The sequence below is a fragment of the Stenotrophomonas acidaminiphila genome (assembly GCF_001431595.1).
GTDB classification, from domain to species: domain Bacteria; phylum Pseudomonadota; class Gammaproteobacteria; order Xanthomonadales; family Xanthomonadaceae; genus Stenotrophomonas; species Stenotrophomonas acidaminiphila.
The window spans coordinates 1-24366 of the sequence record NZ_LDJO01000010.1; the positions used below are offsets into that span (position 1 = coordinate 1).

Below are 24366 nucleotides of genomic sequence, written 5' to 3' on the forward strand. Positions count from 1 at the left end.
AGCTGTTCCTCGGCAGCGCCCCCCGCTGACCCGGCGCCCTCGCCCCGCCCGCAGCCGCCATGTCCCATCCCCGCCGGATCGTGCCGCTGTTCGCGCTCGTCTATCTCGGCATGCTGTTCGGCGGCGCGCTGCTCAAGCCCGGCTATTCGCACATGGCCCAGTACATCAGCGAACTGGGCGCCAGCGGCAGCCCGCACGCACGGCTGATCAGCCTGGCCGGTTTCGTTCCGGTGGGTCTGCTCGCTGCCTGGCTGCTGCTGGCCTGCGCGCGCCTGGCGCCGGTCAGCGGCGCCAGTCGTGTCGGCTACTGGCTGCTGTTGTGCGAACCGCTGGCCTGGATCGGCTCGGCCCTGGCACCCTGCGACCTCGGCTGTCCGGCAAGCGGCAGTATCCGCCAGCAACTGCATACCCTGCTGGGCGTGCTCACCTACGGCGGAACCGCGCTGGGCCTGCTGCTGCTGGCCACCGCGCCACGACTGCCGGCCGGCATCCGCCTGCTGTGGGCCGGGCTGGCGGCCACCTGGCTGCTGCTGTTCGTGCTGATGGCCGCACCCGGGCTGCAGGCCTGGCGCGGGCTGCTGCAGCGGCTGGCCGAATGGCTGGTCTATGGCGCACTGTGCGTCGCTGCGTGGCGGCTCGGCGGACCGGCGCGGGCCACGACCTCCACACGCACGCCCGCGACAGGGGCGTAAGCTCGCCGCTCCCACCGCAGGAGCACGCGCATGGCCCATCGCAGCCGCCTGGCCGGCTTCATCATCGACTGCCAGGGCACCGACGCCGGCACCGCCGCCCGGTTCTGGAGCGCCGCGCTGGGGCTGGTGCCCCGCGCCGCGGAGACCGACACCGACGGCGCGCAGTACGCCGGACTGTCCGGCGCGCCCGGCGGCCTGCACGTGGAGGTGCAGCGCGTCAGCCATGCCCCGCGCGTGCACCTGGACATCGAAGCGGACGACATCGACGCCGAAGCCGACCGGCTCGAGGCGCTGGGCGCGCGCCGCATCGGCTTCGTCAAGCGCTGGTGGGTGATGGAGGCGCCGACCGGCCACCGCTTCTGCGTGGTGCGCATGAAGCACCCCGACAACGGGCAGCCGGCCACGACCTGGGCGTGAACCGCCGCCTTTGCGGCGACAATACCCACCGGTTCCCGCGGAAGATGCCACGATGACGGTTCACCAGCTGGGCGACGCCCGCGTCCTGATCGCCGGCGGCAGCCGTGGCATCGGCCTGGCCATCGCCACCGCGTTCGCCCGGCACGGCGCACGCCTGGGGCTGTGCGCACGCGGGATCGACGGCCTGCAACGCGCGCGCGACACGCTGCAGGCCGGGGGCGCGCAGGTGCACGTGCAGGCCTGCGACCTGGCCGATCCGGCGCAGATCCAGGCCTGGGTGGAAGCGGCCGCCACCGCACTGGGCGGCATCGACATCGTGGTCAACAACGCGTCCGGGTTCGGCCACGGCAACGACGACGCCAGCTGGCAGGCCGGCTTCGACATCGACCTGATGGCCGCGGTGCGCACCAATCGCCTGGCGTTGCCGTACCTGCGGCGCAGCGCGCTACCGGCCATCCTCAACGTCAGCTCGATCAACGCGCGCGTGCCGACACCGCGCGCCACCGCCTATTCCACCGCCAAGGCGGCGCTGGACTATTACACCGTCACGCTCGCCACCGAACTGGCCCGCGAGCGCATCCGCGTCAATGCCATCGCCCCCGGCTCCATCGTTTTTCCCGGCGGGCTGTGGGACCAGCGCCGCACCTCCGAGCCGGCGCTGTACGCAAGCGTCCGCGACCGGATTCCGTTCGGTGGCTTCGGCGACCCTGCCGACGTGGCGGCGGCCGCGGTGTTCCTGTGCTCGCCCGCCGCCCGCTGGATCACCGGGCAGGTACTGGCGGTGGATGGCGGCCAGTCGCTACCGGCCTGAGCGCCGCCGCTACCGGCGCGCGGCGGCTACGCCAGCTGCGCCGACCCGATCACCTGCACGCCCGGCCGCGGCGCCAGCGCCGCCTCGACCAGCGCGGCGGCAATCCGCCCGGCCGGATTGATGCGCCATGCGCGCGGCAGCACCGGTGCCAGCGCACCCAGCACCCATGCGGCCGCCTGCTCGCCGGGGCGTGGCTCGCTGCGCTCGCCACCGATCAGCCCCGGTCGCACCAGCGCCAGCGACGCGAACTCCAGCGCGCGCAGATCCTGTTCCAGTTCGCCTTTGACCCGGTTGTAGAAGAGCCGCGAACGCGGGTTGGCGCCCATCGCCGAATTCAGTGCGAAGACCGGGCAGCCGTGCGCCTTCACCGCGCGGGCGATGGCCAGCGGGTAGCCGTGGTCGATGCGCGCGAAGGCCTGCCGCGAGCCGGCCTGCTTCAGGGTCGAGCCCAGTGCGCAGATCGCCGCATCCACCTGCCACCAGGGTGCCTCCAGCGGCAGCGCATCGAAATCCAGCAGCGGCCCGAGCAGGCGCGGATGCTGCAACGGCAATGGCCGCCGCGCCGGCGCGACGACGGCCGTGCAGCGCGCATCGGCCAGCAACCGCATCAGCACCTGTGACCCCACCAGCCCGGTGGCGCCAGCCAGCAGTACACGCATCCCGTTCCTCCTTCGCCCGGCAGTTCAAGCCGGCATCCGCCTCGCCGATAATGGGGAACACCGATCCCCTGCCCGTACAGCCCGTCCGGAAACGCCTCGCGATGGCCGACAGCAACGATACCCCGCCCTCCAAGCCTGCCGGACTGGGACGCATCCTGTCACGCCGGCAGGTCATGGCCGAAGCCCCGGCACCGGGCGCGCCTGCGCACAAGGCCACCGCGCACGGCCACGGCACGACGCCGCTGCAGCGGATCTTCAGCCACGCCCATTCTCCCGATGCGCTGCTGCATGCCTTCGCCCAGGGCATGTCCAGCCTGCCCGGGGAGCTGGGCGACCTCGGCCGGCTGCTGCACAGTGCCTGCGACCGCCAGGAGTGGGAACGCTATGGCCGCCTGCTGCGCCAGCTGATCGACAAGTACATCCGCACCATCGAACTGGAGCCGGCACCCGGGGGCAACAGCGAGGCCGAGCGCCTGCGCGACATGCTGCGCAACACCCTGGGCGCGGTACTGTCCAGCCTGCTGCAGCAGGCACCGGAACTGGAAGCCCAGGCCCGGCGCATGGGCGACGAACTGCACGGCTGGCAATCCGGGCAATCGCTGGAGCCGGTGGAGCAGCACCTGCGCGAACTCTGCCACCAGGTCGGGGTGCGCAACGACGTGCTGCACGAACAACACGACCTGCTGCTCAACCTGTTCGACCTGCTGCTGCAGAACATCGCCGAACTGGTCGACGGCGGCAGCTGGCTCCACGGCCAGATCGGCAACGTGCGGCAGGTACTGGCCGGCCCGTTGGACCGCACCTCGCTGGAACGTACCCGCAATGACCTGCGCGCGGTGATCTACCGCCAGGGCGTGCTGCGGCAGGGCATCGAGGAATCCAAGGAGGCGATGAAGGAGCTGATGGTCGATTTCGTCGAGCAGGTCGAGGGCATGGCCTCGGAGACCGGCGACTACCACGACCGGATCGCCAGCTACGCGGTCGCGGTACGCCAGGCGCGCAGTCTGGCCGATCTGGGCCAGTTGCTGCAGAACGTGCTGCAGGACACCGCGCGCGTCCAGGCGCAGGCACTGCGCGCGCGCGACCGCCTGGCCAGCGCCCGCGCCGAGGCACTGGCGGCCGAACAGCGCGTGCAGCAGCTCGAACGCGAACTGGAAGAAGCCGGCAGCCAGCTGCGTACCGATCCGCTGACCGGGGCCATGAACCGGCGCGGCCTGCAGGAGCTGCTTGCCGATGCGATGGGCGGCGCGCAGCCGCTGCTCAGCGTCGCCATGCTGGACCTGGACCATTTCAGCCAGACCAACGCCGACTATGGCCACGCCGGCGGCGACCATGCACTGCGCCACCTGGTGGCCACCGCGCAGACGCGGCTGGGCAGCCAGGGCCAGGTCGCACGCCTGGGCGGTGACGAGTTCGTGCTGGTCCTGCCCGGCATGGCCCAGGAGCAGGCCGACGCGCAGCTGCGCCGGCTGCAGGAAGCGCTGGCCCATCGCCCGTTCCTGCACGACGGCCAGCGCGTGCACGTGCGCTTCAGCGCCGGCGTCGCGCAATGGCGCCCCGACGAATCGGCCGAGACCCTCCTGCAGCGGGCCGACCGCGCGCTCTACGCGGCCAAGCAGGCCGGCCGCGACCGGGTCGGCAACGCCGACTGAACCCGCCACCGGCATCGACCGCGGCCGTGCCGCCCCCTCCATGCGACCGGGGCGGCCAGCAGGGCCGCCCCGGCATCTACCTACTTGAAATCGCCGGCCACGAACACGCTCAGGCTTTCGGGCTTGAGGTGCGTGCGGATCGCGGCATTGACCCGGTCGACGGTCAGCGACCGGTAGGCCGCGTCGCGCTCGATCACGAACGCCATGGAGCGATCGTAGTCGAGCAGTTCCTGCAGCAGTCCGGCCACCGCCCCATCGCTGGCCCGTGACTGCTCGCGCTGGACCATGCGCGCGGCTACGGCATCGCGCAGTTCCTGCTCGGTGACGCCGTCGGCCACCAACCGCGCCAGCTCCTCGCGCAGGGCATTCTCGACCTTGCCCATGTTCTCCGGCGCGGCGATGGCCTGCACCGTGAGGCTGCCATTGTCGTCGCGGCCGCTGCGGCTGTCGTCCGCACGCAGCCCGGCGCTCACGCCGTAGCTCAGTCCCTCGCGCTGGCGGATGCGATCGGCCAGTCGCGACTTGAGCGGATCGCCCCCCAGGATGTCGACCGCGATGCTCAGCGCCGGTGCGTCGGCGTCGGTCACGTTGAGCGACAGGTTCTGCCGCGCCAGCAGTACCGCGTTGGGCTTGTCGGGAGTGCTGAAGCTCTCCCGGTGCGCGGCGCGCGGCTGGTAGCGGGTGGCGATGGGCGCATAGGGTGCCGGCGACTTCCAGCCCGCGAACAACGCCTGCAGCTGCGTCTTCACCGCCTCCGGATCGAAGTCGCCGACCACGCTGATGCGGCCGTTCGCGGTGCCGTAGAAATCACGGTGCCAGGCACGCAGGTCCTCGAGCTTGAGCGCATTGAGCTTGGCCAGCGACTCGTCCAGCGAATCCGCATGCAATGGATGCCCCGCCGGCCACGGATCGAAGTACGTCGCCATCGCCATCGATGCCAGCATGCCCGGCTCCTTGCGCTGCGCCTCGATACCCGTGATCGCCTGCAACCGCAGCTGTTCGAACTGCGCCTGCGGGAAGTCCGGCTGGCGCAGTACCTGCGCGGCCAGCGCCAGCGCCTCGGCCAGGGTTTCGCGCTTTCCGCTGAGGCGGATCTGCGCACCCTGCAGGCTGCCGCCGATGGAGGCCTCGGTCTTGAGCGCGTCGAACCGGGCAACCAGCTGCTCGTAGCTCTGCCCGGTGGCACCGCGCAGCAGCATCGACCCCACCCACTGCGCGGCGGTATCGCGACCGCTGATGGCCTGCTCGCTGCCGAACTCGAAATGGGCGTTGACGGTGACCGTCTGCCCGCGCGTGCGCCGCGGCAGCAGCGACACCTTCAAGCCGTCGCCCAGGGTGAACGTCTGCGTCCGCGCGGCGATATTCTGCGGCGTCGCCTCGAAGGCCTCGCCCGCCTCCACCGCCGCCCGGCCGGTGTAACCGTCGACCACGCTGGCGATCGCCGGGGCGGCGGGAATCTCCGCGCGATCCGGCGCGTCGGTGGGCACGAACCGGCCAAGCGTGCGGTTGCTCGGCTTCAGGTACGCCGCCGCCACCCGGTTGACGTCCGCGGCCGTCACCTTGGCAATGGCATCACGCTGCACGAACAACAGGCGCCAGTCGCCGGCCGCCTGGTACTCCGACAGCGCCATCGCCACTGCGTTGACGTTGTTGAACAGGTTCTCCTGGTCGTTGCCGATGCGCTGCTTGGCCGCGTCCACCTCGTCCGCGGTCACCGGGCGGGCGGCGATCGCTTCGGCCTGCCGCAGCAGTTCGGCCTCGGCCCTGGCCGCATCGCCCTCCCTGGGCAGCACCGCGATCACATTGAACAACCCCGGATCGCGCATGCTCATGCTGCCGGCACCGGTGCCGGCCGCGAGCTTGGTCTCCACCAGTGCCTTGTGCAGGCGCCCGCTGGGCGTGTGCCCCAGCACGTTGCCCAGCACGGCCAGCGCCGCGCTGTCGGCCTGCGCCAGTGCCGGCACGTGGTAGGTGGTGGCTACCAGCGACAGATCGCCGCTGCGGCGCACCGTCACCTCGCGCTCGCCGTCCTGGGTCGGTTCGGCGGTATGGAACGCCGGCAGCGTGCGGGCCGGCTTCTTCAGCGGCCCGAAATGCGCGGCGATGCGCGACAGCGTGGTGTCGGCGTCGATGCGGCCGGCCACGATCAGCAGCGCATTGTCCGGCTGGTACCAGGTGCGATAGAACGCCTGCAGGTTGCCGATCGGCACGTTCTCCACGTCCGAGCGCGCGCCGATGGGCAGGTTGGCATAGTTGTGCCAGTCGTAGGCGACCGAGCGCATGCGCTTCATCAGCACGCCGGCGGGACTGTTGTCGCCGGCTTCCATCTCGTTGCGGACGACGGTCATCTCGCTGTCCAGGTCGGCCTTTGCCACCCTGGAATTGAGCATGCGGTCGGCTTCCATCGCCAGCAGCCAGTCCAGCGTGTCGTCATTGGCCGGGAATGAGGCAAAGTAGTTGGTGCGGTCCAGCGACGTGGTGGCGTTCTTGTTCACGCCACGCTTCTGCATCTCGCCGGGGATGTCCGGATGCTTCGGCGTACCCTTGAACAACAGGTGCTCGAGCAGGTGCGCCATGCCGGTCTCGCCGTAGTTCTCCTGCATCGAACCGACGCCGTAGACCAGGTTGACGGTGACGGTGGGCTTGCTGGCATCGGGGAACAGCAGCACCCGCAGGCCGTTGGGCAGGCGGTATTCGCAGATGCCCTCGATGCACGGCCCGGCCGTCACCGACCGCGGCAGCGTCGCCGATTCACCCTTGGCGTATACCGCCGGCATCAACGCAAACGAAAGAGCCACGCCCAGGGCGCAGGAAGAAAGTTTCAGCATCATTTCCCCTTGTCCAATGATCGGTACGACATGCCGGCCTGCATCGCACCGACGCTCACTGCACGGCACCCATGTACCGCAAAACAACGATTTGATCCGCAACGCGCGCATGCATGCAACTGTCAGAGCTGACAGCGTCGCTTCGCCACGTCATCCACGCGGCCGTCTGAAACGGTCATGTCCAGCGCAATCCACCCACACCGATGACCATCCCGCATGTAGTCATGACACTTTCTCATTCCAGAAGGCGTGCATCGAACAAGCCTACATCGCATGCTCGACTTCCCCGGCCGGCGCATCGCATGCGGGCTGCGGGCGCAGTTCCTGCACGATCCGGCCCTGCTCCATCACCAGCACGCGATCGGCGCTGGCAATGGTTTCGGGGCGATGCGCGACGATCACGCGGGTAACCTGCAGGCGCCGGATCGCCGCATTGACCAGCTGTTCGTTGCCCACGTCCAGATGGCTGGTAGCCTCGTCCAGGAACAGCAGTTTCGGCTGCCGGTACAGCGCGCGCGCCAGGATGATGCGCTGCTTCTGCCCACCGGACAGCGAACTGCCCATGTCGCCGATCAGGCCGTGATAGCCCATCGGCATCGCGGCGATATCATCGTGCACCGCCGCCAGCCGCGCCGCCTGCTCGACACGCCCAAGATCGAACTCGGGGTCGAAGAAGCCGATGTTGTCGGCAATGCTGCCGGCGAACAGCTGATCGTCCTGCATCACCGCACCGACGATGGCGCGCACGTTGCGCGCACCCAGCTTGTGTAGGTCATGGCCGCCGACGTGGATGCTGCCTTCGCTGGGCTTGAGCAGGCCCAGCAGCAGCCCAGCGCCTGCGCCCGCAACTGTGCGTGCTGGGCCTGTTGTGTAGCGACCAGACCATTCTGCCGTTGCTGCAGGTGCTGTTCCAGGGCCGCCTGCGTGTCGCCGCTGCCTTGGGTGGTACGCGGCATGGAGACCGGCGCCAGCGTGCCGCCGGCGGTGACCTGCCCCCCTCGGCAACATCCATGCGCGTTACTACGCCACTGGCAGGAGCCACTACTGTCGCCAATCCCTTCGTTGGCACCAGCTGACCGGTGACAGTGGAACGGCGGGTATAGGTCCCCAGGGTAACGAACAGCACGATGGCGGACGCGGCCATTACCGCCAGCCCGGTCAATACCCACAGCCGCAGCGGTTGCGCCAGCGAAATGCCGCCCAGCCAGCTGGTGCGGCGAGCCTTGAGCACTTCATCGCGGAACAACGGTTGCGACATTGCATCCCCATGCATCGTCATCGGAGGGGAATCACCTTTTTCCATCCACCGCGCTACGACAAGCCCTGATGCGCGCCTTATTCAATGACACCGCCGACCCATCCGACCGGCACGAAAGCGATAACGCGAGCGCTGCCAGCATTAATGACCAATTGCGTCATTGTTGCTGACATGCGCTTTTGATATTCCATCATGCAATGGCGCAATCAGGCATCGATCGCGATGCGCGGGCCATTTCCCCGCCATGCCTATAATGGCGACGTTGCTGGAAGGGGGAGAAAACCGAATGGCGGGAAGCCTCGGCATACGAATCCGCATGGCACGACGGCGGAAGGAAATGACGCAGGGCCAACTGGCCTCGGTGTTGCACGTCAGCCGCAGCGCGGTCGGGAACTGGGAGGCCGTCAGCGGAATTTTGCCCAGCAGTGCGCGCCTGATCGCCATCGCGCTGGCAACGGACGTCTCGTACGAATGGCTGGCGACGGGCCGCGGAGAGCCCTCTCTGTGCGAGGACTGGACGCCCGCCGCCGATGCCGAACTGGTCGACGATCCAGTGGAAAGACGCGTGCTGCGCGCGTTCCGCCACGCGCGCCCGGTCATACGCAAGATGGTGCTGCAGATGCTGGAGGCAGGCGCGACGTCGCGCATCTGACTCCAGCTCAATCCGGCGTCCTGCCCGACCTTCAACCGGTGCGGGACAAGCGGCTCAGTGCGCCGGCTTGCCACCCCGCAGGCGCTGCACCAGCGTTACCGCCGCCAGCACCAGCGCGCCGACAAGGACGCCGACCACCACGCTGCCGAGTGCGTTGGCCGCGATTTCCCAGGACGGCGAGGGAATCCAGCCCACCAGCAGGTGGTGCAACGCCGGTATCGCGTGCACCAGGATGCCGCCACCCACCAGGAACATCGCCGCGGTGCCGGCGATCGACAGGCCGCGCATCAACCACGGCATGGCGCGCAGGATGCCGCGGCCCAGCGCAGCGGCGGCACGGCCGCGACGCAGCAGCCACAGGCCGATGTCGTCTAGCTTGACGATGCCTGCGACCAGTCCGTAGACGAACACGGTCATCGCCAGTGCGATGGCCACCAGCACCAGCACCCGCTGCAGGAACGGCACGTGCGCGACCACGCCCAGCGACAGCACGATGATCTCGGCCGAGAGGATGAAGTCGGTACGGATCGCGCCGCGCACCTTGTCCTTTTCCCAGGCGACCATGTCCACCTCGGCATCGGCCAGCGCCTGGATCCGCTCGGCGTGGCGCTGCTCGTCCTCCTTGCCATGGAGGAACTTGTGCGCCAGCTTCTCCACGCCCTCGTAACAGAGGAACGCGCCGCCGAGCATCATCAGCGGCGTGATCGCCCACGGCAGCCACGCGCTGATGGCCAGTGCCGCCGGCACCAGGATCGCCTTGTTGAGCAGCGAGCCCTTGGCCACCGCCCATACCACCGGCAGCTCGCGCACGGCACTGACCCCGGTGACCTGCTGCGCGTTGAGCGCCAGGTCGTCGCCGAGTACGCCGGCGGTCTTCTTGGCCGCGACCTTGGTCAGGATGGAAACGTCGTCGAGCAGGGTCGCGATATCGTCGAGCAGGGCGAACAGGCCGGCTCCAGCCATGGGGCACCGTGGAAAGTGGGAAGGGGGCGATTGTCACGCATCCCGGGCCCGAGCGACATGGCCGTTCGCGTTCACCCGCCGACCACCTGCGGCCAGTGACACTGCCCGACCATGCCGCACGGGAGAACGCCTTGACTGCAGCGAAACACGATCCGGCCACGCCCGCCACCGTCGGCAGCATGAGCCGGCGCCAGCAGATCCTGCGGCTGCTGCTGCGCTATCGCAATTCCGGAGTGTTCTCGGGGCTGCAGCTGGACGGTGAGCCGCCGCGTGGCACCCCGCTGCCCGAGGACGCCGACCCGGCGCAGTTCGTCGCCGACCTGGAGGCACTGGGGACGACCTTCGTCAAGCTCGGCCAGGTGCTGTCCACGCGACCGGACATGATCCCGCTGGAGTACGTGGCCGCGCTGGAGCGCATGCAGGAGCAGGTGGCGCCCATCCCGGTGGAACAGGTCCGCGCGGTGATCGAGGAAGAGCTGGAGGCGCCGGTCGGCAAGCTGTTCGCCGTGTTCGACCCGGAGCCGCTGGGCTGCGCGTCCATTGCCCAGGTCCACCGCGCCGTGCTCCATGACGGCCGCGAGGTGGCGATCAAGGTGCAGAAGCCCGACGTCGCTGCACAGCTGCGCTCGGATATCGCCGTACTGCGCAGCTTCGCCAGCGCCGCCGACCACCTGACCCGGGTCGGCCGCCGGGTGCGCTTCGCCGACTGGCTGGACGAGTTCGCCACCACCCTGCGCATGGAGCTGGACTACGAGGCGGAGGCGGCGAACCTGGCGCGCTTTGGCCAGCACCTGGCACCGTATCCGGAGCTGTGGGTGCCGCAGCCGCTGTGGGACCTGTGCCGGCGGCGGGTGCTGACCATGGAACTGGTGCATGGCGTGCGCGTGGACGCGATCCCGCCGGTGCGCCGCACCGAGCAGTCGATGCAGCCACTGGCAGCGGCGCTGGTACGCGGCTACCTGGACCAGATCTTCGTGCATGGTGAGATCCATGCCGACCCGCATCCGGGCAACCTGCGGGTGACCGACGACCAGCGCCTGGCGGTGTTCGACCTGGGCATGGTCGCGCACGTGCCGCCGCGCCTGCGCGAACGCCTGCTCAAGGTGCTGTTCGCGGCGGTGGACGGGCGTGGCGAGGAAGTGGCCGACGAGATCATCGGCATCAGCACGCGCCTGGAGGACTACGACGAAGAGCGCTACCTGCGCCTGACCGGGCAGATGATCGCCCGCTACGCCGCCAACGACACCCTGTCCGAGGGCCGCGTTGTGCTGGAGATCGTGCGCATCGCCACTGCCTGCGACCTGCGCACGCCGCCGGAACTGAGCCTGCTCGGCAAGGCCCTGCTCAACCTGGAAGGCGCGTGCCGGCTGCTGGCGCCGGAGCTGGATACGCGCGGCGTGGTCGAGCGCCAGCTGCAGCACGTGATGCGTGCGCGCCTGGTCAAGTCACTGTCGATGGCCAACGTCGCCAGCGAGGCGATGGAGCTGCAGCAGCTGCTGCGCACCGGACCGCGGCGGGTGTCCGACATCCTCAGCCTGGTGGCCGAGAACCGGCTGCAGATGAAGGTCACCGGGCTTGAGGAATCGCGACTGATGGAGAACATCCAGAAGGTGGCCAACCGCATCGCCGCCGGCCTGATCACGGCCGCGCTGCTGCTGTCGTCGGCGCTGCTGATGCGGGTGCCCAGCCACTTCTCGCTGTTCGGCTACCCGGCGTTCGCGATGCTGCTGTTCCTCGTGGGCGTGGTGATCGGCCTGGGCCTGATCGTCAGCGCGTTGCTGTTCGACCGCCGCACCCGTGCCCGCGCGCGCGAAGAGCGCGGACACCGCTGAGCAGTACGCGCGGCACGCGCGCCATCGTCCTGAAGCCGGCCGTATCCGGCAGGTAGCGGCGCATCGTCGCGGCATGACGGCATGACGCAGCGCACCAGAACGGGGCGCGCAGAGCCGCGCACACATGCGCTCCGCGGGAAATGCACCCGCGCGGGCATCCGCCGCACGCCAGCGTGCAGTGTGCCGCTTCCTGCAAACATTTCAGTCAGGTTCGTCTGTGCATGATTTCTGTCATCCACGCTTCATGAGCCTGACATGGGCCTGTGGATCGCGCCTTTGCTCCCCTGGCAGCGAGGCGCCTTCCGTTTCCACTACCCAAGCGACCGCATGCATTGGACCTTCTGGCTGTACCTGCCCGCCCTGTTCGTGTTGTTGCTGTCCACGCCCATGCTGGCGCGGCTCAAGGCGGGCCTGCTGTCGCTGGCACTGCTGGCATTCAGCGCCTGGTGGCTGATCGACCGGCTCAGCGGTGACGGCATCAACTCGGCCACGCTCTACCACCTGCGCAGCGACATGGAAGGTGCTGGCGTCGGCGACTTCACGGGGTACATCGCCGCGTTCGCCGTGCTGGTCGTACTTTCGCTGGTTCCGCTGCTGCTGGTGCGGGTGCGCCGCTTCCACCTGCCACGGCATGGCGGCGTGCTGAGCGCGGGATTCGCGGTGCTGCTGGCGGTCGCCGTGATCGGCAGCCCGCTGTATGGCGATGCGCGGCGCATGTACCAGCAGATGAAGCCGGTCGACTACAGCGCGGTGGCGCCGGAGTACGTGGTGCCCACCCGGACGCTGGCGCGCCCGCGGAACATCGTGTGGATCTACGGCGAAAGCCTGGAGCGCACCTACCTGGACGAGACCGTTTTCCCCGGATTGATGCCCAACCTGAAACGGCTGGCCGGGCAGGCGCTGGACCTGCGCGGCATCGCCTCGGCCGACGGCAGCGGCTGGACCATCGCCGGGCTGGTGTCATCCATGTGCGGGGTGCCGCTGACCACCGCGCAGGGCGACGAGAACAGCATGGGCCGCATGGGCAGCTTCCTGCCGGAAGCATTCTGCCTGGGCGACTATCTGAGAAAGCAGGGCTACAGCAACCACTACATGGGCGGCGCCAACGGTCAGTTCGCGGCGAAGGCCGATTTTCTCGCCAGCCACGGTTACGACGACATCCGCGACCTGGCGTGGTTCCACCAGCAGCGCATCGCCGCCCGGCACTTCTCCAACTGGGGCATCCACGACGACGTGCTGCTGGAACGCGCCTTCGACCGTTTCATCGAGCTGTCGCGTGCCGGCCAGCCGTTCATGCTCACCGCGCTGACCATGGATACCCACCATCCGGCCGGGCACCTGCCGGTCGCGTGCAAGGGCACGCGCTACCGCAGCGCCCACGGCGACATCGGCCTGCTCAATGCGCTCAAATGCACCGACCGGCTGATCGCGCGGCTGGTGGACCGGATCCGCGCCAGCGAGTTCGGCGACGACACCCTGGTGGTGGTCGCCTCCGACCACTTGGCCATGCCCAACGACCTGAGCCACGTGCTGGAAACCCTGCAGCGCGAGAACCTGCTGCTGTTCCTCGGCAAGGACATCGCCCCGCGCCAGCTGGCCGCCAGCGCCGGCACGACCCTGGACTCGGGCGCCACCCTGCTGCAGCTGCTGGACCCGGCCATCGACGCGATCGGCTTCGGCCGCTCGCTGCTGGCCACCCCGCGCGCGGCTAGTGCCAGCGTCGCCGCACTGAAGGCCGATCCGGCGGACTACGCACGCTACCGCGCGTTCGCGCGTTCGCTGTGGCTGGGCGAACAGACCCGCATGCTGCGCCTGGAGGACGACCAGGTACTTGTCGGCGTTCAGAAGGTGAAGCCGCCGGTGCTGCTGGAGTACGACGCGCAATGGGCGCTGGAATCGGTGTACCTGGAGAACACCTCGCGCCGCTTCGACGAGGCCGACCCCAGCCATCGCCTCGCCTATGTGGATCGCTGCACCGCTTTCGAGGACGCCTCTGCCGATGGCCACTGGTGCGCGTTGCTGGTGGACAGCGACCAGGGCATGCGCCTGTACCGCGACGCGCAGCTGCGCCGCGGCATCGCCGTGGACGCCCCGCTGGAGCCGTTCCATGGTCCACGCCCGAGCGTGCGCCAGTCGCGCATGATCAGCCGCACCGCGCAACCCACCCGCCCCGGCCAGTACGTGCTGGAGCTGTACGCCAGCCAGCGCCCCGCACGCGCGTTCTGGGTCGAGGCGGTGTCGGCGCAGCGCAAGGTGGTGGTGGCACAGCAATGGGTGCAGCCGGACAGCGACGGCCGCATCAGCCTGCCGCTGGGCCTGGAGGAACAGATCGACGACCTGGAGATCCGCGCCTGGCTGGGCCACGCCGAGACGCTGGCGGTGGAGCGCTACGCGCTGGTGCCGGCGATCGGCGGCCGCCCGCGTTCCTGAGCCGCGGCGCGGCCTCCGCGGCGAACACGGCGAACGCGTCCGACGCAGCCCCGCCGCGGGTGGCGCCGGGGCCGGCAGCGGTTTACTGCACGGGGTCGTCGGCCTGCGGATCGGCGTGCAGGACACGTACGTCGGTCGGAGTCACCAGCGCGATGCCCTGCTCGGCGGTGGCCTGCAGCAATGCGAACAGCAGGTCCGAGCGCACGCCATACACCGCACGCGGACTGGACACGTAGGCAAAGCAGTTCAGCGCCACCAGGCCGCCACTGATCGAATCGATGAACACCGACGGCGCCGGCTCGTCCAGCACCTTCTCGTGGCCCGCGAACAGCTCGAGCAGCAACTGCCGCACGCGTCCCACGTCGGCACCCAGCGGCACCGAGAACTGGATCTGCACGCGGCCCAGCGCGTTGGCCATCGTCATGTTGCGGATGGTCTTGGTGATCAGCTCGGAGTTGGGCACGATCAGGGTGGACTTGTCGCCCACCTGGATCTCGGTCGAACGCACCGAGATGCGGCGGATGTCGCCCTCCTGGTCGCCGATCTTCACCCAGTCGCCGATCTTCACCGGGCGCTCGGCGAGCAGGATCAGGCCGGAAACGAAGTTCTGGGTGATCGCCTGCAGGCCGAAGCCGATGCCCACCGACAGCGCGCTGGCCAGCAGCGCCAGCTTCTCGAACCCGATGCCCAGCGTGGCCAGCGACCACAGCACCGCCAGCGCGATGCCCAGGTAACGGGCGACGGTGCTGATCGAATTGCGCGCGCCGCTGTCCAGGCCGGTCCGCGGCAGCCAGGTGTCCACCAGCCACTGCTGCAGCACCTTCATCAGGCCCAGGCCGAGCAGCAGCACCAGCAGCGCCCACAGCAGCGCCGACGGGCGCAGCGTCTGCCCGCCGATCTTCAGCCCGGTGTTCAACGTGTCCGCCCAGGCCGACAGGGCCGCGGTATTGCCGAACCACACCACCACCGCGGCGATGCCCAGCAGCACCACGCCGATCCGCAGCACCGCCGACAGCAGCACGCCGGCCTGTTCCATGCGTGCCGGCGACACGCCGGTGGACAGCCGCAGGGTACGGCCGAAAGCGCTGTCCGGCGCGAACAGCCACAGCGACAGGTCGTCGGCGAAGCGGGTCAGCAGCGCCACCGCCATCACCACCACGGTGACCCATACCATCTGCTGGGCGAGGAACATCGCGAAGTTGAGATAGCCCAGCAGCGTGGCCACCAGCGCCGACAGCACGGTCAGGTGCCCGCCCAGCCGCGCCAGCACCAGCCAGCCGCTGCGGGTGGCGCGTGGCGGCCTGCCATCGGCGGCGGCGCCCGCCTCCTGCTCGGCCTGCTCGGCCTGCGCGGCCGCCGCGGCACGGCGCCGGTGCAGCCGCGCCAGCGTCACCAGTGCCGCCATGATCAACGCCACGTAGCTCAACGCGACCAGGCCATCGAGCGTGACCGTGCTCACCGTGGAGGTGCGCGCCGAGCGGTTGATCTCGCGCAGCAGCGCGGACAGCCAGGTCAGTCCGGCTGCGCCCCAGGCGAACCGGCGCAGGTGCAGTGCGGCGACGTCGTCGATGCCCAGCAGCCGCCATGACGGCCGGTGCGGCACCAGCAGGCTGGCCGCCAGCGCGGCGTAGAAGGCGGCCACGAAGCTGGCCAGGACGAAGATGTCGGCCACCGATTCCAGCCGCGGTGGAATCGCCGATATGCCGCGCAGGCTGGCGACCACGACCATCGCCGCGAAGCCCGGCAACAGGGTGCCGACCAGCAGCAGCCACACCGCCAGCCCGGAGCGCCGCAGGCGCCCGTCCGGGGCCCGCTCGGAGGCAGCGTAGCGGCGGCCCAGGCGGCGCAGCCACAAGCGCAGCGGGAACACCATCAGCAATGCCAGTCCCGCGCCCACCAGCGGCGCGGTCCAGCCGTGCGCCGCCACCGCCGCCTTCAGGCCGCCGGCGGCCTGCCGGTAAAGCCCCTGCAGCCGCGCCAGGTCGTCGGGCAGGCTGGCGGCGAACTGCCGCCACAGCGCCGGCGACAGCGGTGAGCCGACCTTGCGCCCGAGCTGCTCGCCGAACTGCTGGGCGCGCGTCTTCTCGATCGAATCGCTCAGCTGCCGCGCATCCTCGGCCAGCAGCTTGCCGCGCTTGATGTCCGCATCGAGCTGGCTGCGCTGCTGGTCCAGCGCGCCGCGCTGGCGGCTGATGCTGCGTTCCTCGGTGGCGCCGTCGTCCAGCGGCCCGAGCTGGGCGATGCGGGCGTCGATCTGTTCCAGCTGCGGCGCCAGCGCAGCCACCGCCGCATCGGCATCGCGCCTGGCCTGCAGCGCCTGCTCGGACAGCGTCCGCAGCGTTTCCGGCGCGTCGGCGTCGTCGAGCGAGCGGCGTACCGCCTGCAGCGCGCGCTCGGCCTGGGTGATGCGGGCCTGCGGCGATGGCGCCCCGGTGGTGGTATCGACCGCCGCGGCCACCCCGGCCGATACCCCGCTGCCGACCAGCAGGAACACCAGCAACAACGCGCGCGGCAACGAAAAACGGTAGCGGAAGGACAAGGCGGTGGACCGGCAGGCATGCGCGGACCACCGCGCGTGTGCGGACTATAAGACAGCCCGCGTCCACGCTCCGCCAACGGCGCGCCGGCCCGCGCCAGGGCGGCCCTCAGTACTTCAGGCCAAGCTCGGCGACGTGCGGGCGATGCGCCGCGTACAGGTCCTGGAATTCCTCTTCGGTGAACTCATCGGGGGCATACACCGCCACCGGGTCCCACTGCCGGTCGGTCGCCAGCGGCTGCCGCGGCCCGGCGCGCAGCGAGTAGCTCGCGCCCTCGTACTCGACCAGGTCCGGCACCTGCTCCCAGCTTTCGCGCGCGTAGCGCTCCGGGTCCTTGAGAAGGATCACCGCGTACATGGGCCTCTCCCGTTTTCGGAACGGCAAGCCTAGCGCAAGCGCGCGGCCGCGGGTGGCCCGCGGGCGGCGCCCACGCCGCATTCACCGGCGCTGCCCTATAGCTGCATCGCCCTTCCCGACCAGGAGCCGTCATGGACCAGCCGCCACTGCCCACCGTTCCCGCTCTCGACCTGCCGCGCTATCTCGGCACCTGGTACGAGATCGACCGCCTGCCGATGCGCCACGAGCCGGAGGACGCCACCGACGTCAGCGCGCACTACACGCTCGACGAGGACGGCAGCATCCGCGTGCGCAACCGCTGCCTGCGCGGCGGCGAGCTGGTGGAGGCGATCGGCCAGGCCAAGCCGATCGATGCCTCCAACAGCCGCCTGGAAGTGAGCTTCCTGCCCGAAGGGCTGCGCTGGATTCCCTTCACCAAGGGCGACTACTGGGTGATCCTGGTCGATGGCGGCTACACCGCGGCGCTGGTCGGCAGCCCCGATCGCAAGTACCTGTGGCTGCTGTCGCGCGAGCCGCGGATGGACGAGATCACCCGCCAGCACTACATCGCCTACGCGCGCCAGCAGGGCTTCGACGTGGACCGAATGATCCACACGCCACATACCGGACACCCCACTGCCTGACCGGCACCGCGGCGGAACCGGCACATGGACCTGAAGAGCGGCTATCCCTTCTGGGCGATCAGGAACGGCCTGATGCACGCCTATCCGCCGCTGGCGCAGGCGTTGCGCTGCGACGTGCTGGTGGTCGGCGGCGGCATCACCGGTGCACTGATCGCCGACGAACTGGCGCGGCACGGGCACGACGTGGCGGTAGTCGAGCAGCGCGACATAGGCTGGGGCTCCAGTGCCGCCAGCACCGCGCTGCTGCAGTACGAGATCGACACCCACATGGTCGACCTTGCCAAGCGCTACGGCGAGCACGCCGCGGTACTGGCCTATCGCGCCTGCGCCGACGCCATCGGCCAGCTGCAGGCCCTTTCCGCGGAACTGCGCGGCGTCGATTTCCGCCGCGGCGAGAGCCTTTATTACGCCAGCCGCCACCGCCACCGCAGCGCCCTGCGCGCCGAGTACGAACTGCGCAGGAAGCACGGCTTCGGCGTGCACTGGCTCGAGCCGGGCGAGATCGGCGATGGCTACGGGTTCCAGGCGCCGGCGGCGATCCTGAGCGACCTGGCCGCCAGCGTCGACCCGTACCGCATGGCGCACCGGCTGCTGGCACGGCTGCAGCGGCGCGGCGCGCAGGTGTTCGACCGCACCACCATCACCCGCCTGCAGCCGACGTCGCGGGGCGTGGTGGCGACCACCGCCGACGGCATGCAGGTGCGCTGCGGCCATGTGGTGCTGGCTGCCGGCTACGCCAATGCGCACTGGCTCGACCAGCGCGTGGCGCGCAACCGCAGCAGCTATGCGTTCGTCACCGACCCGCTGCCGGCCACGATGCTCGGCCCACTGCGCCGGACCATGCTGTGGGAGTCGGCGCGGCCGTACCTGTACCTGCGCAGCACCGCCGACCTGCGGCTGCTGGTCGGCGGCGAGGACGATGCCATCGACATACCGGCGCGCCGCGACGCGCGCGTCGAGCGCAAGGCGCGCCGGCTCGCGGCCAAGGTGCAGCGGCTGTTCCCGCAGCTGCCCGTGACTCCTGCCTTCGCCTGGGCCGGGACCTTCGCCGAAACCCGGGACGGCCTGGCGTTCTTCGGCGCGCACCCGCAGTGGGGCCCCCGCGTGCTGTTCGCCATGGCCTATGGCGGCAATGGCATCACCTATTCGATGATCGGCGCCGGCCTGCTGCGCGCGGCCATCGAGCGGCGCCGGCACCGGCTGGCCACGTTGTTCGGATTCACCCGCCCGGGGTGAACCGCCATTGCCATGACAGCCCCGGTTCACCGCCGCCACGGTAGCGTCGGCGTGTCCCACCTGCCACGATGACGGCCCCAGCCAGGAGCGCCAGCGCGATGAACCGGTTCCTCATGATCCTTGCCTGCCTGCTGGCATCGCCCCTGGCCGCGGCGCAGACCGCGGGCACCACGCCGGGTTCGCTGGACCTGAGCGTGCCGCAGGCGCCGCTGCGCTACCTCAACGACCCGTCCTACCAGGCCGACGCCCCGGGAACCTATTACGGCGACCACAGCGGCCCGCTGCCGCGCCGGGATGCGGGCACGGCGACCGTCACCGACGACAAGCTGCAGGTGCACGGCACGCTCAGCACCGGCATCGGCTATTCCAAGGCGTTCGGCAACAGCCACTGGAGTGCGGCCGACATCAACCTCGGCAAAAACTACACGACCGACGAGGGCAAGACCCGCCGGGTGGACGTGAACATCCACGTCAGCCAGGGCAAGGGCGTGGGTCCATTCGGCTACGGCCCGGGCCCCTGGTACGGCTGGTAAGCCCGGACCGGCCCCGGCGGCATCAACCGCCGCAGCGCATCCAGACGCAGTCGATGGCGTCCAGCGCCAGGTGCAGCAGCAGGCCGATGCCGAACAGCCGCGTGCGGCGCGGCAGCAGCAATCCCGCGTAGACGGCGGCCGCCGGGGCGGTATGCAGCGGATGGAAGCCGATGCTGCAGCGGTCCGGCGCGTAGATCGGATCGGCCAGCAGGTGGTCCAGGTCGATCACCCAGCCCAGCAACAGCAGCAACCAGGCGCGGCCGAACCGGGGCCGCCAGAACATCCACGCCAGCAGGGCGGGCACCGCCGCGTGCAGGCACAGGTGCAGGATCGCGCGCAGCCCCATGCGCTCAGGCGCCCGCCGGCCAGGCCCGGTCGACGCCGGCACCACACGCCCTGCCCGCGCACGGCGTATGGCTGGGGGTAGCCAGCGGCAGCGGGGCGGCGGCGGAAGGAGCGGCGGAAGCGGGAACAGGCATGACGGTGCGGCCAGGGGAATCGCCCCCCAGTGTACCGGCCGCCGCTGGCGCCAGCGTTACACTGTGCACCCTGCCGGGCAGTCGCGCCACGGCCGTTCCGGAGTGGTGATGATCAACAACGACGTACTGCGCAGCATCCGCTACATGCTCGACCTGGGCGACAAGCACGTGGTGGACCTGATCCACCTGGCCGACCCGGCGTTCGACGTGGACCCGGCGCAGGTGCACGATTTCCTGCGCCGCGACGACGAGCCGCTGTTCGAGGCCTGCCCGGATGCGGCGCTGTCGCGTTTCCTCGACGGGCTGATCTACCACTTCCGCGGCCGCGACGACTCGCAGCCGCAGCGTGCGCCGGAAGCGCGCATCACCAACAACCTGGTGCTGAAGAAGCTGCGCGTCGCCTTCCAGCTCAAGGACGTGGACATGCACGAGATCTTCGCCGCGGCCGGCTTTCCGCTGTCCAAGCCGGAACTGTCGGCGCTGTTCCGGCAGCCGGACCACAAGAACTACCGCGCCTGTGGCGACCAGTTGCTGCGCAATTTCCTCAAGGGCCTGACCGCACGCGTGCGCGCGGCCTGAAACCGCGGCACGCCCGTGCGCAGCGCGGGCACACGGCACAAAGCCCGGCAATGCCGGGCTTTGTGCTGTTCCGCGTCTGCCAGGTGGGTTACCAGCTGAAACGCGGGCCGACCGACCACTCCTTGTCGCCATGGCGGTCCATCTTCAGGTCGCCGTTGATGCCCCAGTTGCGGTTCAACTTCACCTGGCCGCCGAGGCGACCATAGAAGGCACCGTCCGGGTTGACGCCATGGGTGCGGGTGTAGTCCTGGTAGCCGGCGAAGGCATACACCTCGACGTGCTCGCCGAACGCGTTGCGCAGGCCCACTTCGGCGTTGTAACCGTCCAGGTCCAGGCGGCTGTGGTGCGGATCGAACTTCTGGTAGGCCACGCGTGCGACCAGGTCGGTGCCCGGTGCGATGGCGCGGTTGTAGCCGGCGCCGATGCGCCACTGGTCGAACTTGGCGTTGCTGTGGTCGATTTCCTGCTGGGTGAAATCACCGAACACGTGGAAATTCGGATGGAAGGCCCAGGAGCCCTTCAGCGCCCAGCCGTCGGCATCGGGACCGGAGATGTCGGTCTTGACGTAGTCGCCTTCGACATAGTTGTAGGAAAGGGTGTCGGCAGCGGAAGCGGCGAACGGGAGGGCGGCCGCCAGGGCCAGGGCAATCAGGGACGTCTTCATGGGGGGGTACACCTTCAGGAATTACTGTCTGGTGGCGCGGCGGCACGTTCTGCCACCTGCGTCCGGATGTAATTTTTCCGTTATCCAGCTCAACGATCGCTGAAGTCGCCGTCCCGCCAATCCGGCGTTTTTTGGCCTTTATTCAGGCGTTTTCTGGCACGCGCGCAACGCGCCGCACCTTGCCGGCGGGGCGTCCGTCCGCGGCGCGGGGTGCAAGGGCGCGCCGGTGGCGATATCGCTCAGGATCGGGCAGTCCGGGCGCTCGTCGCCGGCGCAGCAGTCGGCCAGGGTGCGGACGGTGGCGACCATCTCCTGCAGTTCGGCGATGCGCTGCTGCAGCACTTCCACGTGCTCCAGCGCCAGGCGCTTGACGTCGGCGCTGTGGCGCGAACGGTCGCGCCACAGCTGCAGCAGTCCGGCGATGCGCTCGACGCTGAAGCCCATGTCGCGCGAGCGCTTGATGAAGCCCAGCGTGTGGATGTCGCGGGGACCATAGACGCGGTAGCCCGAACCGGTGCGCGCCACCGGGCCGATCAGCCCGTTGTCCTCGTAGTAGCGGATCATCTTGGCCGAGATGCCGGTGGCCTTCGCCGCCTGGCCGATGTTCATGGCGCCATCCATCGTCGTCTCCGGTTGCGCGCGGGCGGGATCAGGGCGCGAAGCGCCGCAGCCGCAGCGCGTTGCCCAGTACGAACACCGAGGACAGCGCCATCGCGCCGGCGGCGAACACCGGCGACAGCAGCACGCCCCACAGCGGATACAGTACGCCGGCCGCCACCGGGATCAACGCGGTGTTGTAGGCGAATGCCCAGAACAGGTTCTGGCCGATGTTGCGCATCGCCGCCTGGCTCAGCGCGATGGCGTTGGGCACGCCCTGCAGGCTGCCGGACATCAGCACCACGTCGGCCGCTTCGATCGCCACGTCGGTGCCGGTGCCGATGGCCATGCCGACATCGGCCGCGGCCAGCGCCGGGGCGTCGTTGATGCCGTCGCCGACGTAGGCCAGGCGGCCATGCGCGGCCTTCAGCCGGTTCACCGCCTCGACCTTGCCCTCGGGCAGCACTTCGGCCACCACCTCATCGATGCCCAGCTGGCGTGCGATGGCCTCGGCGGTACGGCGGTTGTCGCCGGTGATCATCGCCACCTTCAGCCCCAGCGCGTGCAGGTGGGCGATGGCCGCGGCGGTGTCGGCCTTGATCGGATCGGAAACGGCGATGATCGCCGCCAGGGTGCCGTCGATGGCGGCGTACAACGGGGTCTTGCCCTCGCCGCCCAGCCGTGCGGCGACATCGGCGAACGCCGTCACCTCCAGCCCGAGCGCGCGCATGAAGCGGTCCGCGCCCACTTCCACCCGTACCCCGTCCACCTGTGCGCGCACGCCGTGGCCGGTGACCGATTCGAACGCCTGCACCGGCGGCAGCAGCAGGCCCTCCCCGTGCGCGGCGGCGACGATCGCGCGGGCGATCGGGTGCTCGGAGCGGTCCTCCACCGCCGCCACCCGCGCCAGCACCTGCGCGCGGGTAAATCCGGCGGCAACGTGCAGGTCGGTCAGCAGCGGCCGGCCCTCGGTCAGGGTGCCGGTCTTGTCCACCGCCACCACCCGCGCCTCCTTCAACAACTGCAGCGCCTGGCCCTTGCGGAACAGCACGCCCAGCTCGGCGCCACGGCCGGTAGCGACCATGATCGAGGTCGGCGTGGCCAGGCCCATCGCGCACGGGCAGGCGATGATCAGCACCGCCACCGCATTGACCAGGGCGAAGGTCAGCGCCGGCGACGGGCCGAACGCCCACCACGCGGCGAAGGTCAGCAACGCCAGTGCCATCACCACCGGCACGAACCACAGGGTGATGCGGTCCACCCGCGCCTGGATCGGCAACTTGGCGCCCTGCGCCTGCTCCACCAGGCGGATGATCTGCGCCAGCACGGTGGCGCCGCCGACGGCGGTGGCGCGCACGCCGAGCGCGCCGGTCTGGTTGACGGTACCGCCGACCACGCGGGCGCCGGGGGCCTTGGCCACCGGCACCGGCTCGCCGGTGATCATCGATTCGTCCACGTAGCTGTTGCCGTCGACCACCTCGCCATCGACGGCGATGCGCTCGCCGGGGCGCACGTCGACCACCTCGCCGGCCATCACCTGCGCCAGCGGCACGTCCACCGCACCGCCCTCGCGGCGCACGCGCGCGGTGCGGGGCTGCAGCTTGAGCAGGCGCCGGATCGCCTCGGAGGTGCGCCCCTTGGCGCGCGCCTCGAGCATGCGACCGAGCAGGATCAGGGTGACGATCACCGCCGCCGCCTCGTAGTACACGTTGACCGTACCGGCCGGCAGCAGCCGCGGCAGGAAGGTCGCCACCAGCGAGAAGCCATAGGCGGCCAGCGTGCCGACCGCGACCAGCGAATTCATGTCCGGCGCGGCGCGCAGCAGCGCGGGAATGCCGGCCAGGTAGAAGCGGCGGCCCGGGATCGCCAGCACCAGGGTGGTCAGCGCGAACTGCAGCAGCCAGCTGTTGCGCGTGCCCAGCGTGGCGGCGATGGCGTGGTGGAAGGCCGGCACCAGGTGCGCGCCCATCTCCAGCACGAATACCGGCAGGGTCAACGCCGCGGCCAGCAGCAGGTCGCGCCTGAGCACGCGCAGCTCCTCGTCGCGGCGCTGCGCATGGCGTTCCTCGTCCAGCGCCGAGGCCAGGACCCGCGCCTGGTAGCCGGCCCTGGCGACGGCGGCGGTCAGCGCGGCCGGATCCAGCCCGGCCTCGCCCTGCACCTGCGCGCGGCCGGTGGCCAGGTTGACGCTGGCCGAGCGCACCCCGGGCACCTTGGCCAGCACCCGCTCGACCCGGCCCACGCACGAGGCGCAGGTCATGCCCTCGATGTCCAGCTCCAGCGGCGCGGGCGCGGGCACCTCGTAGCCGGCCTTGTGCACCGCCCGCACCAGCGCCTGCCGGTCCACGCCGGTGCCGCGCACGGTGGCGCGGCCGGTGGCCAGGTTGACCGCGGCGCTGGCCACCCCGGGCACGGCGGCCAGCGCGCGCTCCACCCGGCCCACGCACGAAGCGCAGGTCATGCCCTCGACGGCAAGCTCGTGCACCTGCGCGCCCGCAGCGACGGGGTTCTGGCTGTTCGGGGTCATCACCGGCTCACCTGGGGTTGTCCATGATGGCGGCACCTTA

Annotated in this window: 20 protein-coding genes and 2 pseudogenes; 11 read left to right on the forward strand and 11 right to left on the reverse strand. The window is 70.1% G+C overall.

Features of this window, described 5'->3' with window-relative positions:
* Window positions 1-59 precede the first annotated feature (59 nt).
* Genes ABB33_RS02385 through ABB33_RS02395 form a run of 3 tightly spaced genes read left to right on the forward strand, consistent with a single transcriptional unit; the run spans window position 60 to window position 1920 of the window.
* Window positions 60-692, forward strand: a complete 633-nt coding sequence (locus tag ABB33_RS02385) for a DUF998 domain-containing protein (RefSeq protein ID WP_082594951.1) — start codon at window positions 60-62, stop codon at window positions 690-692.
* Between the two features lie 30 nt (window positions 693-722).
* On the forward strand, window positions 723-1109 hold the full coding sequence (locus ABB33_RS02390; protein ID WP_054667891.1) for a VOC family protein: 387 nt from the start codon (window positions 723-725) through the stop codon (window positions 1107-1109).
* Between the two features lie 52 nt (window positions 1110-1161).
* Window positions 1162-1920, forward strand: coding sequence for an SDR family NAD(P)-dependent oxidoreductase (locus ABB33_RS02395; RefSeq protein WP_054667892.1), 759 nt, complete (start codon window positions 1162-1164; stop codon window positions 1918-1920).
* A gap of 26 nt (window positions 1921-1946) precedes the next feature.
* Here the strand turns inward: ABB33_RS02395 and ABB33_RS02400 are convergent, their stop codons facing one another.
* Complete coding sequence (locus ABB33_RS02400; protein WP_054667894.1) at window positions 1947-2579, reverse strand: Rossmann-fold NAD(P)-binding domain-containing protein; 633 nt, start codon at window positions 2577-2579, stop codon at window positions 1947-1949.
* A gap of 101 nt (window positions 2580-2680) precedes the next feature.
* On the opposite strand from ABB33_RS02400, the gene ABB33_RS02405 reads away from it, so the two are divergent.
* Complete coding sequence (locus tag ABB33_RS02405; RefSeq protein WP_054667896.1) at window positions 2681-4231, forward strand: GGDEF domain-containing protein; 1551 nt, start codon at window positions 2681-2683, stop codon at window positions 4229-4231.
* A gap of 80 nt (window positions 4232-4311) precedes the next feature.
* On the opposite strand, the gene ABB33_RS02410 is transcribed toward ABB33_RS02405, so the two are convergent.
* The 3 genes and pseudogenes from ABB33_RS02410 to ABB33_RS19020 form a co-directional block, all read right to left on the reverse strand.
* Window positions 4312-7059, reverse strand: a complete 2748-nt coding sequence (locus ABB33_RS02410) for a M16 family metallopeptidase (RefSeq protein WP_248842441.1) — start codon at window positions 7057-7059, stop codon at window positions 4312-4314.
* A 264-nt stretch (window positions 7060-7323) separates the two neighbouring features.
* Window positions 7324-7932, reverse strand: a pseudogene (locus tag ABB33_RS02415) (ATP-binding cassette domain-containing protein); the annotation flags it as partial.
* Window positions 7887-8317 (reverse strand): annotated as a pseudogene (locus ABB33_RS19020) (hemolysin D); the annotation flags it as partial. The pseudogenes ABB33_RS19020 and ABB33_RS02415, both read right to left, overlap by 46 nt.
* A gap of 253 nt (window positions 8318-8570) precedes the next feature.
* On the opposite strand from ABB33_RS19020, the gene ABB33_RS02420 reads away from it, so the two are divergent.
* On the forward strand, window positions 8571-8969 hold the full coding sequence (locus ABB33_RS02420; protein ID WP_225546644.1) for a helix-turn-helix transcriptional regulator: 399 nt from the start codon (window positions 8571-8573) through the stop codon (window positions 8967-8969).
* Window positions 8970-9023: 54 nt separating this feature from the next.
* Here ABB33_RS02420 and ABB33_RS02425 read toward each other — a convergent pair whose 3' ends face one another.
* Window positions 9024-9932, reverse strand: coding sequence for a DUF808 domain-containing protein (locus ABB33_RS02425; RefSeq protein ID WP_056931018.1), 909 nt, complete (start codon window positions 9930-9932; stop codon window positions 9024-9026).
* Between the two features lie 179 nt (window positions 9933-10111).
* Here ABB33_RS02425 and ABB33_RS02430 point away from each other — a divergent pair, with 179 nt between their 5' ends.
* Window positions 10112-11764, forward strand: coding sequence for an ABC1 kinase family protein (locus ABB33_RS02430; RefSeq protein WP_082594954.1), 1653 nt, complete (start codon window positions 10112-10114; stop codon window positions 11762-11764).
* A 327-nt stretch (window positions 11765-12091) separates the two neighbouring features.
* Complete coding sequence (locus ABB33_RS02435) at window positions 12092-14194, forward strand: phosphoglycerol transferase I (protein ID WP_056931039.1); 2103 nt, start codon at window positions 12092-12094, stop codon at window positions 14192-14194.
* Between the two features lie 82 nt (window positions 14195-14276).
* Here the strand turns inward: ABB33_RS02435 and ABB33_RS02440 are convergent, their stop codons facing one another.
* Together ABB33_RS02440 and ABB33_RS02445 are read right to left on the reverse strand one after the other, a co-directional pair.
* On the reverse strand, window positions 14277-16733 hold the full coding sequence (locus ABB33_RS02440; protein WP_056931019.1) for a DUF3772 domain-containing protein: 2457 nt from the start codon (window positions 16731-16733) through the stop codon (window positions 14277-14279).
* A 106-nt stretch (window positions 16734-16839) separates the two neighbouring features.
* Entirely contained in the window at window positions 16840-17088 is a 249-nt protein-coding gene (locus tag ABB33_RS02445; protein ID WP_056931020.1) for a hypothetical protein, read from the reverse strand.
* 131 nt (window positions 17089-17219) lie between these two features.
* Between ABB33_RS02445 and ABB33_RS02450 the strand changes: the two genes are divergently transcribed.
* The 3 genes from ABB33_RS02450 (at window position 17220) to ABB33_RS02460 (ending at window position 19480) form a co-directional block, all read left to right on the forward strand.
* Window positions 17220-17711 carry a lipocalin family protein gene (locus tag ABB33_RS02450; RefSeq protein ID WP_054667906.1) on the forward strand — a complete coding sequence of 164 codons (492 nt, stop codon included), beginning with the start codon at window positions 17220-17222 and terminating at the stop codon, window positions 17709-17711.
* 24 nt (window positions 17712-17735) lie between these two features.
* Entirely contained in the window at window positions 17736-18947 is a 1212-nt protein-coding gene (locus ABB33_RS02455; RefSeq protein WP_056931021.1) for an NAD(P)/FAD-dependent oxidoreductase, read from the forward strand.
* Window positions 18948-19045: 98 nt separating this feature from the next.
* Window positions 19046-19480, forward strand: a complete 435-nt coding sequence (locus tag ABB33_RS02460) for a hypothetical protein (RefSeq protein ID WP_056931022.1) — start codon at window positions 19046-19048, stop codon at window positions 19478-19480.
* Between the two features lie 22 nt (window positions 19481-19502).
* Here ABB33_RS02460 and ABB33_RS02465 read toward each other — a convergent pair whose 3' ends face one another.
* Window positions 19503-19826 carry a DUF6122 family protein gene (locus tag ABB33_RS02465; RefSeq protein WP_054667911.1) on the reverse strand — a complete coding sequence of 108 codons (324 nt, stop codon included), beginning with the start codon at window positions 19824-19826 and terminating at the stop codon, window positions 19503-19505.
* A gap of 241 nt (window positions 19827-20067) precedes the next feature.
* On the opposite strand from ABB33_RS02465, the gene ABB33_RS02470 reads away from it, so the two are divergent.
* Complete coding sequence (locus ABB33_RS02470; protein WP_054667913.1) at window positions 20068-20538, forward strand: YehS family protein; 471 nt, start codon at window positions 20068-20070, stop codon at window positions 20536-20538.
* Between the two features lie 88 nt (window positions 20539-20626).
* Here the strand turns inward: ABB33_RS02470 and ABB33_RS02475 are convergent, their stop codons facing one another.
* The 3 genes from ABB33_RS02475 to ABB33_RS02485 form a co-directional block, all read right to left on the reverse strand.
* Window positions 20627-21202: an OmpO family porin gene (locus ABB33_RS02475; RefSeq protein ID WP_056931023.1), complete on the reverse strand. Its 576-nt coding sequence runs from the start codon at window positions 21200-21202 to the stop codon at window positions 20627-20629.
* Window positions 21203-21340: 138 nt separating this feature from the next.
* Window positions 21341-21811: a Cu(I)-responsive transcriptional regulator gene (gene cueR, locus ABB33_RS02480; RefSeq protein WP_056931040.1), complete on the reverse strand. Its 471-nt coding sequence runs from the start codon at window positions 21809-21811 to the stop codon at window positions 21341-21343.
* A gap of 40 nt (window positions 21812-21851) precedes the next feature.
* Complete coding sequence (locus ABB33_RS02485) at window positions 21852-24326, reverse strand: heavy metal translocating P-type ATPase (protein WP_056931024.1); 2475 nt, start codon at window positions 24324-24326, stop codon at window positions 21852-21854.
* Window positions 24327-24366 lie beyond the last annotated feature (40 nt).

What these genes read in the sequence shown, in the direction of transcription:
- ABB33_RS02410 (WP_248842441.1), bottom strand. Translation starts at nt 7,059, where the DNA reads ATGCTGAAACTTTCTTCCTGCGCCCTGGGCGTGGCTCTTTCGTTTGCG.
- ABB33_RS02390 (WP_054667891.1), top strand. Translation starts at nt 723, where the DNA reads ATGGCCCATCGCAGCCGCCTGGCCGGCTTCATCATCGACTGCCAGGGC.
- ABB33_RS02385 (WP_082594951.1), top strand. Translation starts at nt 60, where the DNA reads ATGTCCCATCCCCGCCGGATCGTGCCGCTGTTCGCGCTCGTCTATCTC.
- ABB33_RS02455 (WP_056931021.1), top strand. Translation starts at nt 17,736, where the DNA reads ATGGACCTGAAGAGCGGCTATCCCTTCTGGGCGATCAGGAACGGCCTG.
- ABB33_RS02400 (WP_054667894.1), bottom strand. Translation starts at nt 2,579, where the DNA reads ATGCGTGTACTGCTGGCTGGCGCCACCGGGCTGGTGGGGTCACAGGTG.
- ABB33_RS02430 (WP_082594954.1), top strand. Translation starts at nt 10,112, where the DNA reads ATGAGCCGGCGCCAGCAGATCCTGCGGCTGCTGCTGCGCTATCGCAAT.
- ABB33_RS02470 (WP_054667913.1), top strand. Translation starts at nt 20,068, where the DNA reads ATGATCAACAACGACGTACTGCGCAGCATCCGCTACATGCTCGACCTG.
- cueR (WP_056931040.1), bottom strand. Translation starts at nt 21,811, where the DNA reads ATGAACATCGGCCAGGCGGCGAAGGCCACCGGCATCTCGGCCAAGATG.
- ABB33_RS02395 (WP_054667892.1), top strand. Translation starts at nt 1,162, where the DNA reads ATGACGGTTCACCAGCTGGGCGACGCCCGCGTCCTGATCGCCGGCGGC.
- ABB33_RS02475 (WP_056931023.1), bottom strand. Translation starts at nt 21,202, where the DNA reads ATGAAGACGTCCCTGATTGCCCTGGCCCTGGCGGCCGCCCTCCCGTTC.
- ABB33_RS02460 (WP_056931022.1), top strand. Translation starts at nt 19,046, where the DNA reads ATGAACCGGTTCCTCATGATCCTTGCCTGCCTGCTGGCATCGCCCCTG.
- ABB33_RS02405 (WP_054667896.1), top strand. Translation starts at nt 2,681, where the DNA reads ATGGCCGACAGCAACGATACCCCGCCCTCCAAGCCTGCCGGACTGGGA.
- ABB33_RS02485 (WP_056931024.1), bottom strand. Translation starts at nt 24,326, where the DNA reads ATGACCCCGAACAGCCAGAACCCCGTCGCTGCGGGCGCGCAGGTGCAC.
- ABB33_RS02425 (WP_056931018.1), bottom strand. Translation starts at nt 9,932, where the DNA reads ATGGCTGGAGCCGGCCTGTTCGCCCTGCTCGACGATATCGCGACCCTG.
- ABB33_RS02450 (WP_054667906.1), top strand. Translation starts at nt 17,220, where the DNA reads ATGGACCAGCCGCCACTGCCCACCGTTCCCGCTCTCGACCTGCCGCGC.
- ABB33_RS02420 (WP_225546644.1), top strand. Translation starts at nt 8,571, where the DNA reads ATGGCGACGTTGCTGGAAGGGGGAGAAAACCGAATGGCGGGAAGCCTC.
- ABB33_RS02465 (WP_054667911.1), bottom strand. Translation starts at nt 19,826, where the DNA reads ATGGGGCTGCGCGCGATCCTGCACCTGTGCCTGCACGCGGCGGTGCCC.
- ABB33_RS02445 (WP_056931020.1), bottom strand. Translation starts at nt 17,088, where the DNA reads ATGTACGCGGTGATCCTTCTCAAGGACCCGGAGCGCTACGCGCGCGAA.
- ABB33_RS02435 (WP_056931039.1), top strand. Translation starts at nt 12,092, where the DNA reads ATGCATTGGACCTTCTGGCTGTACCTGCCCGCCCTGTTCGTGTTGTTG.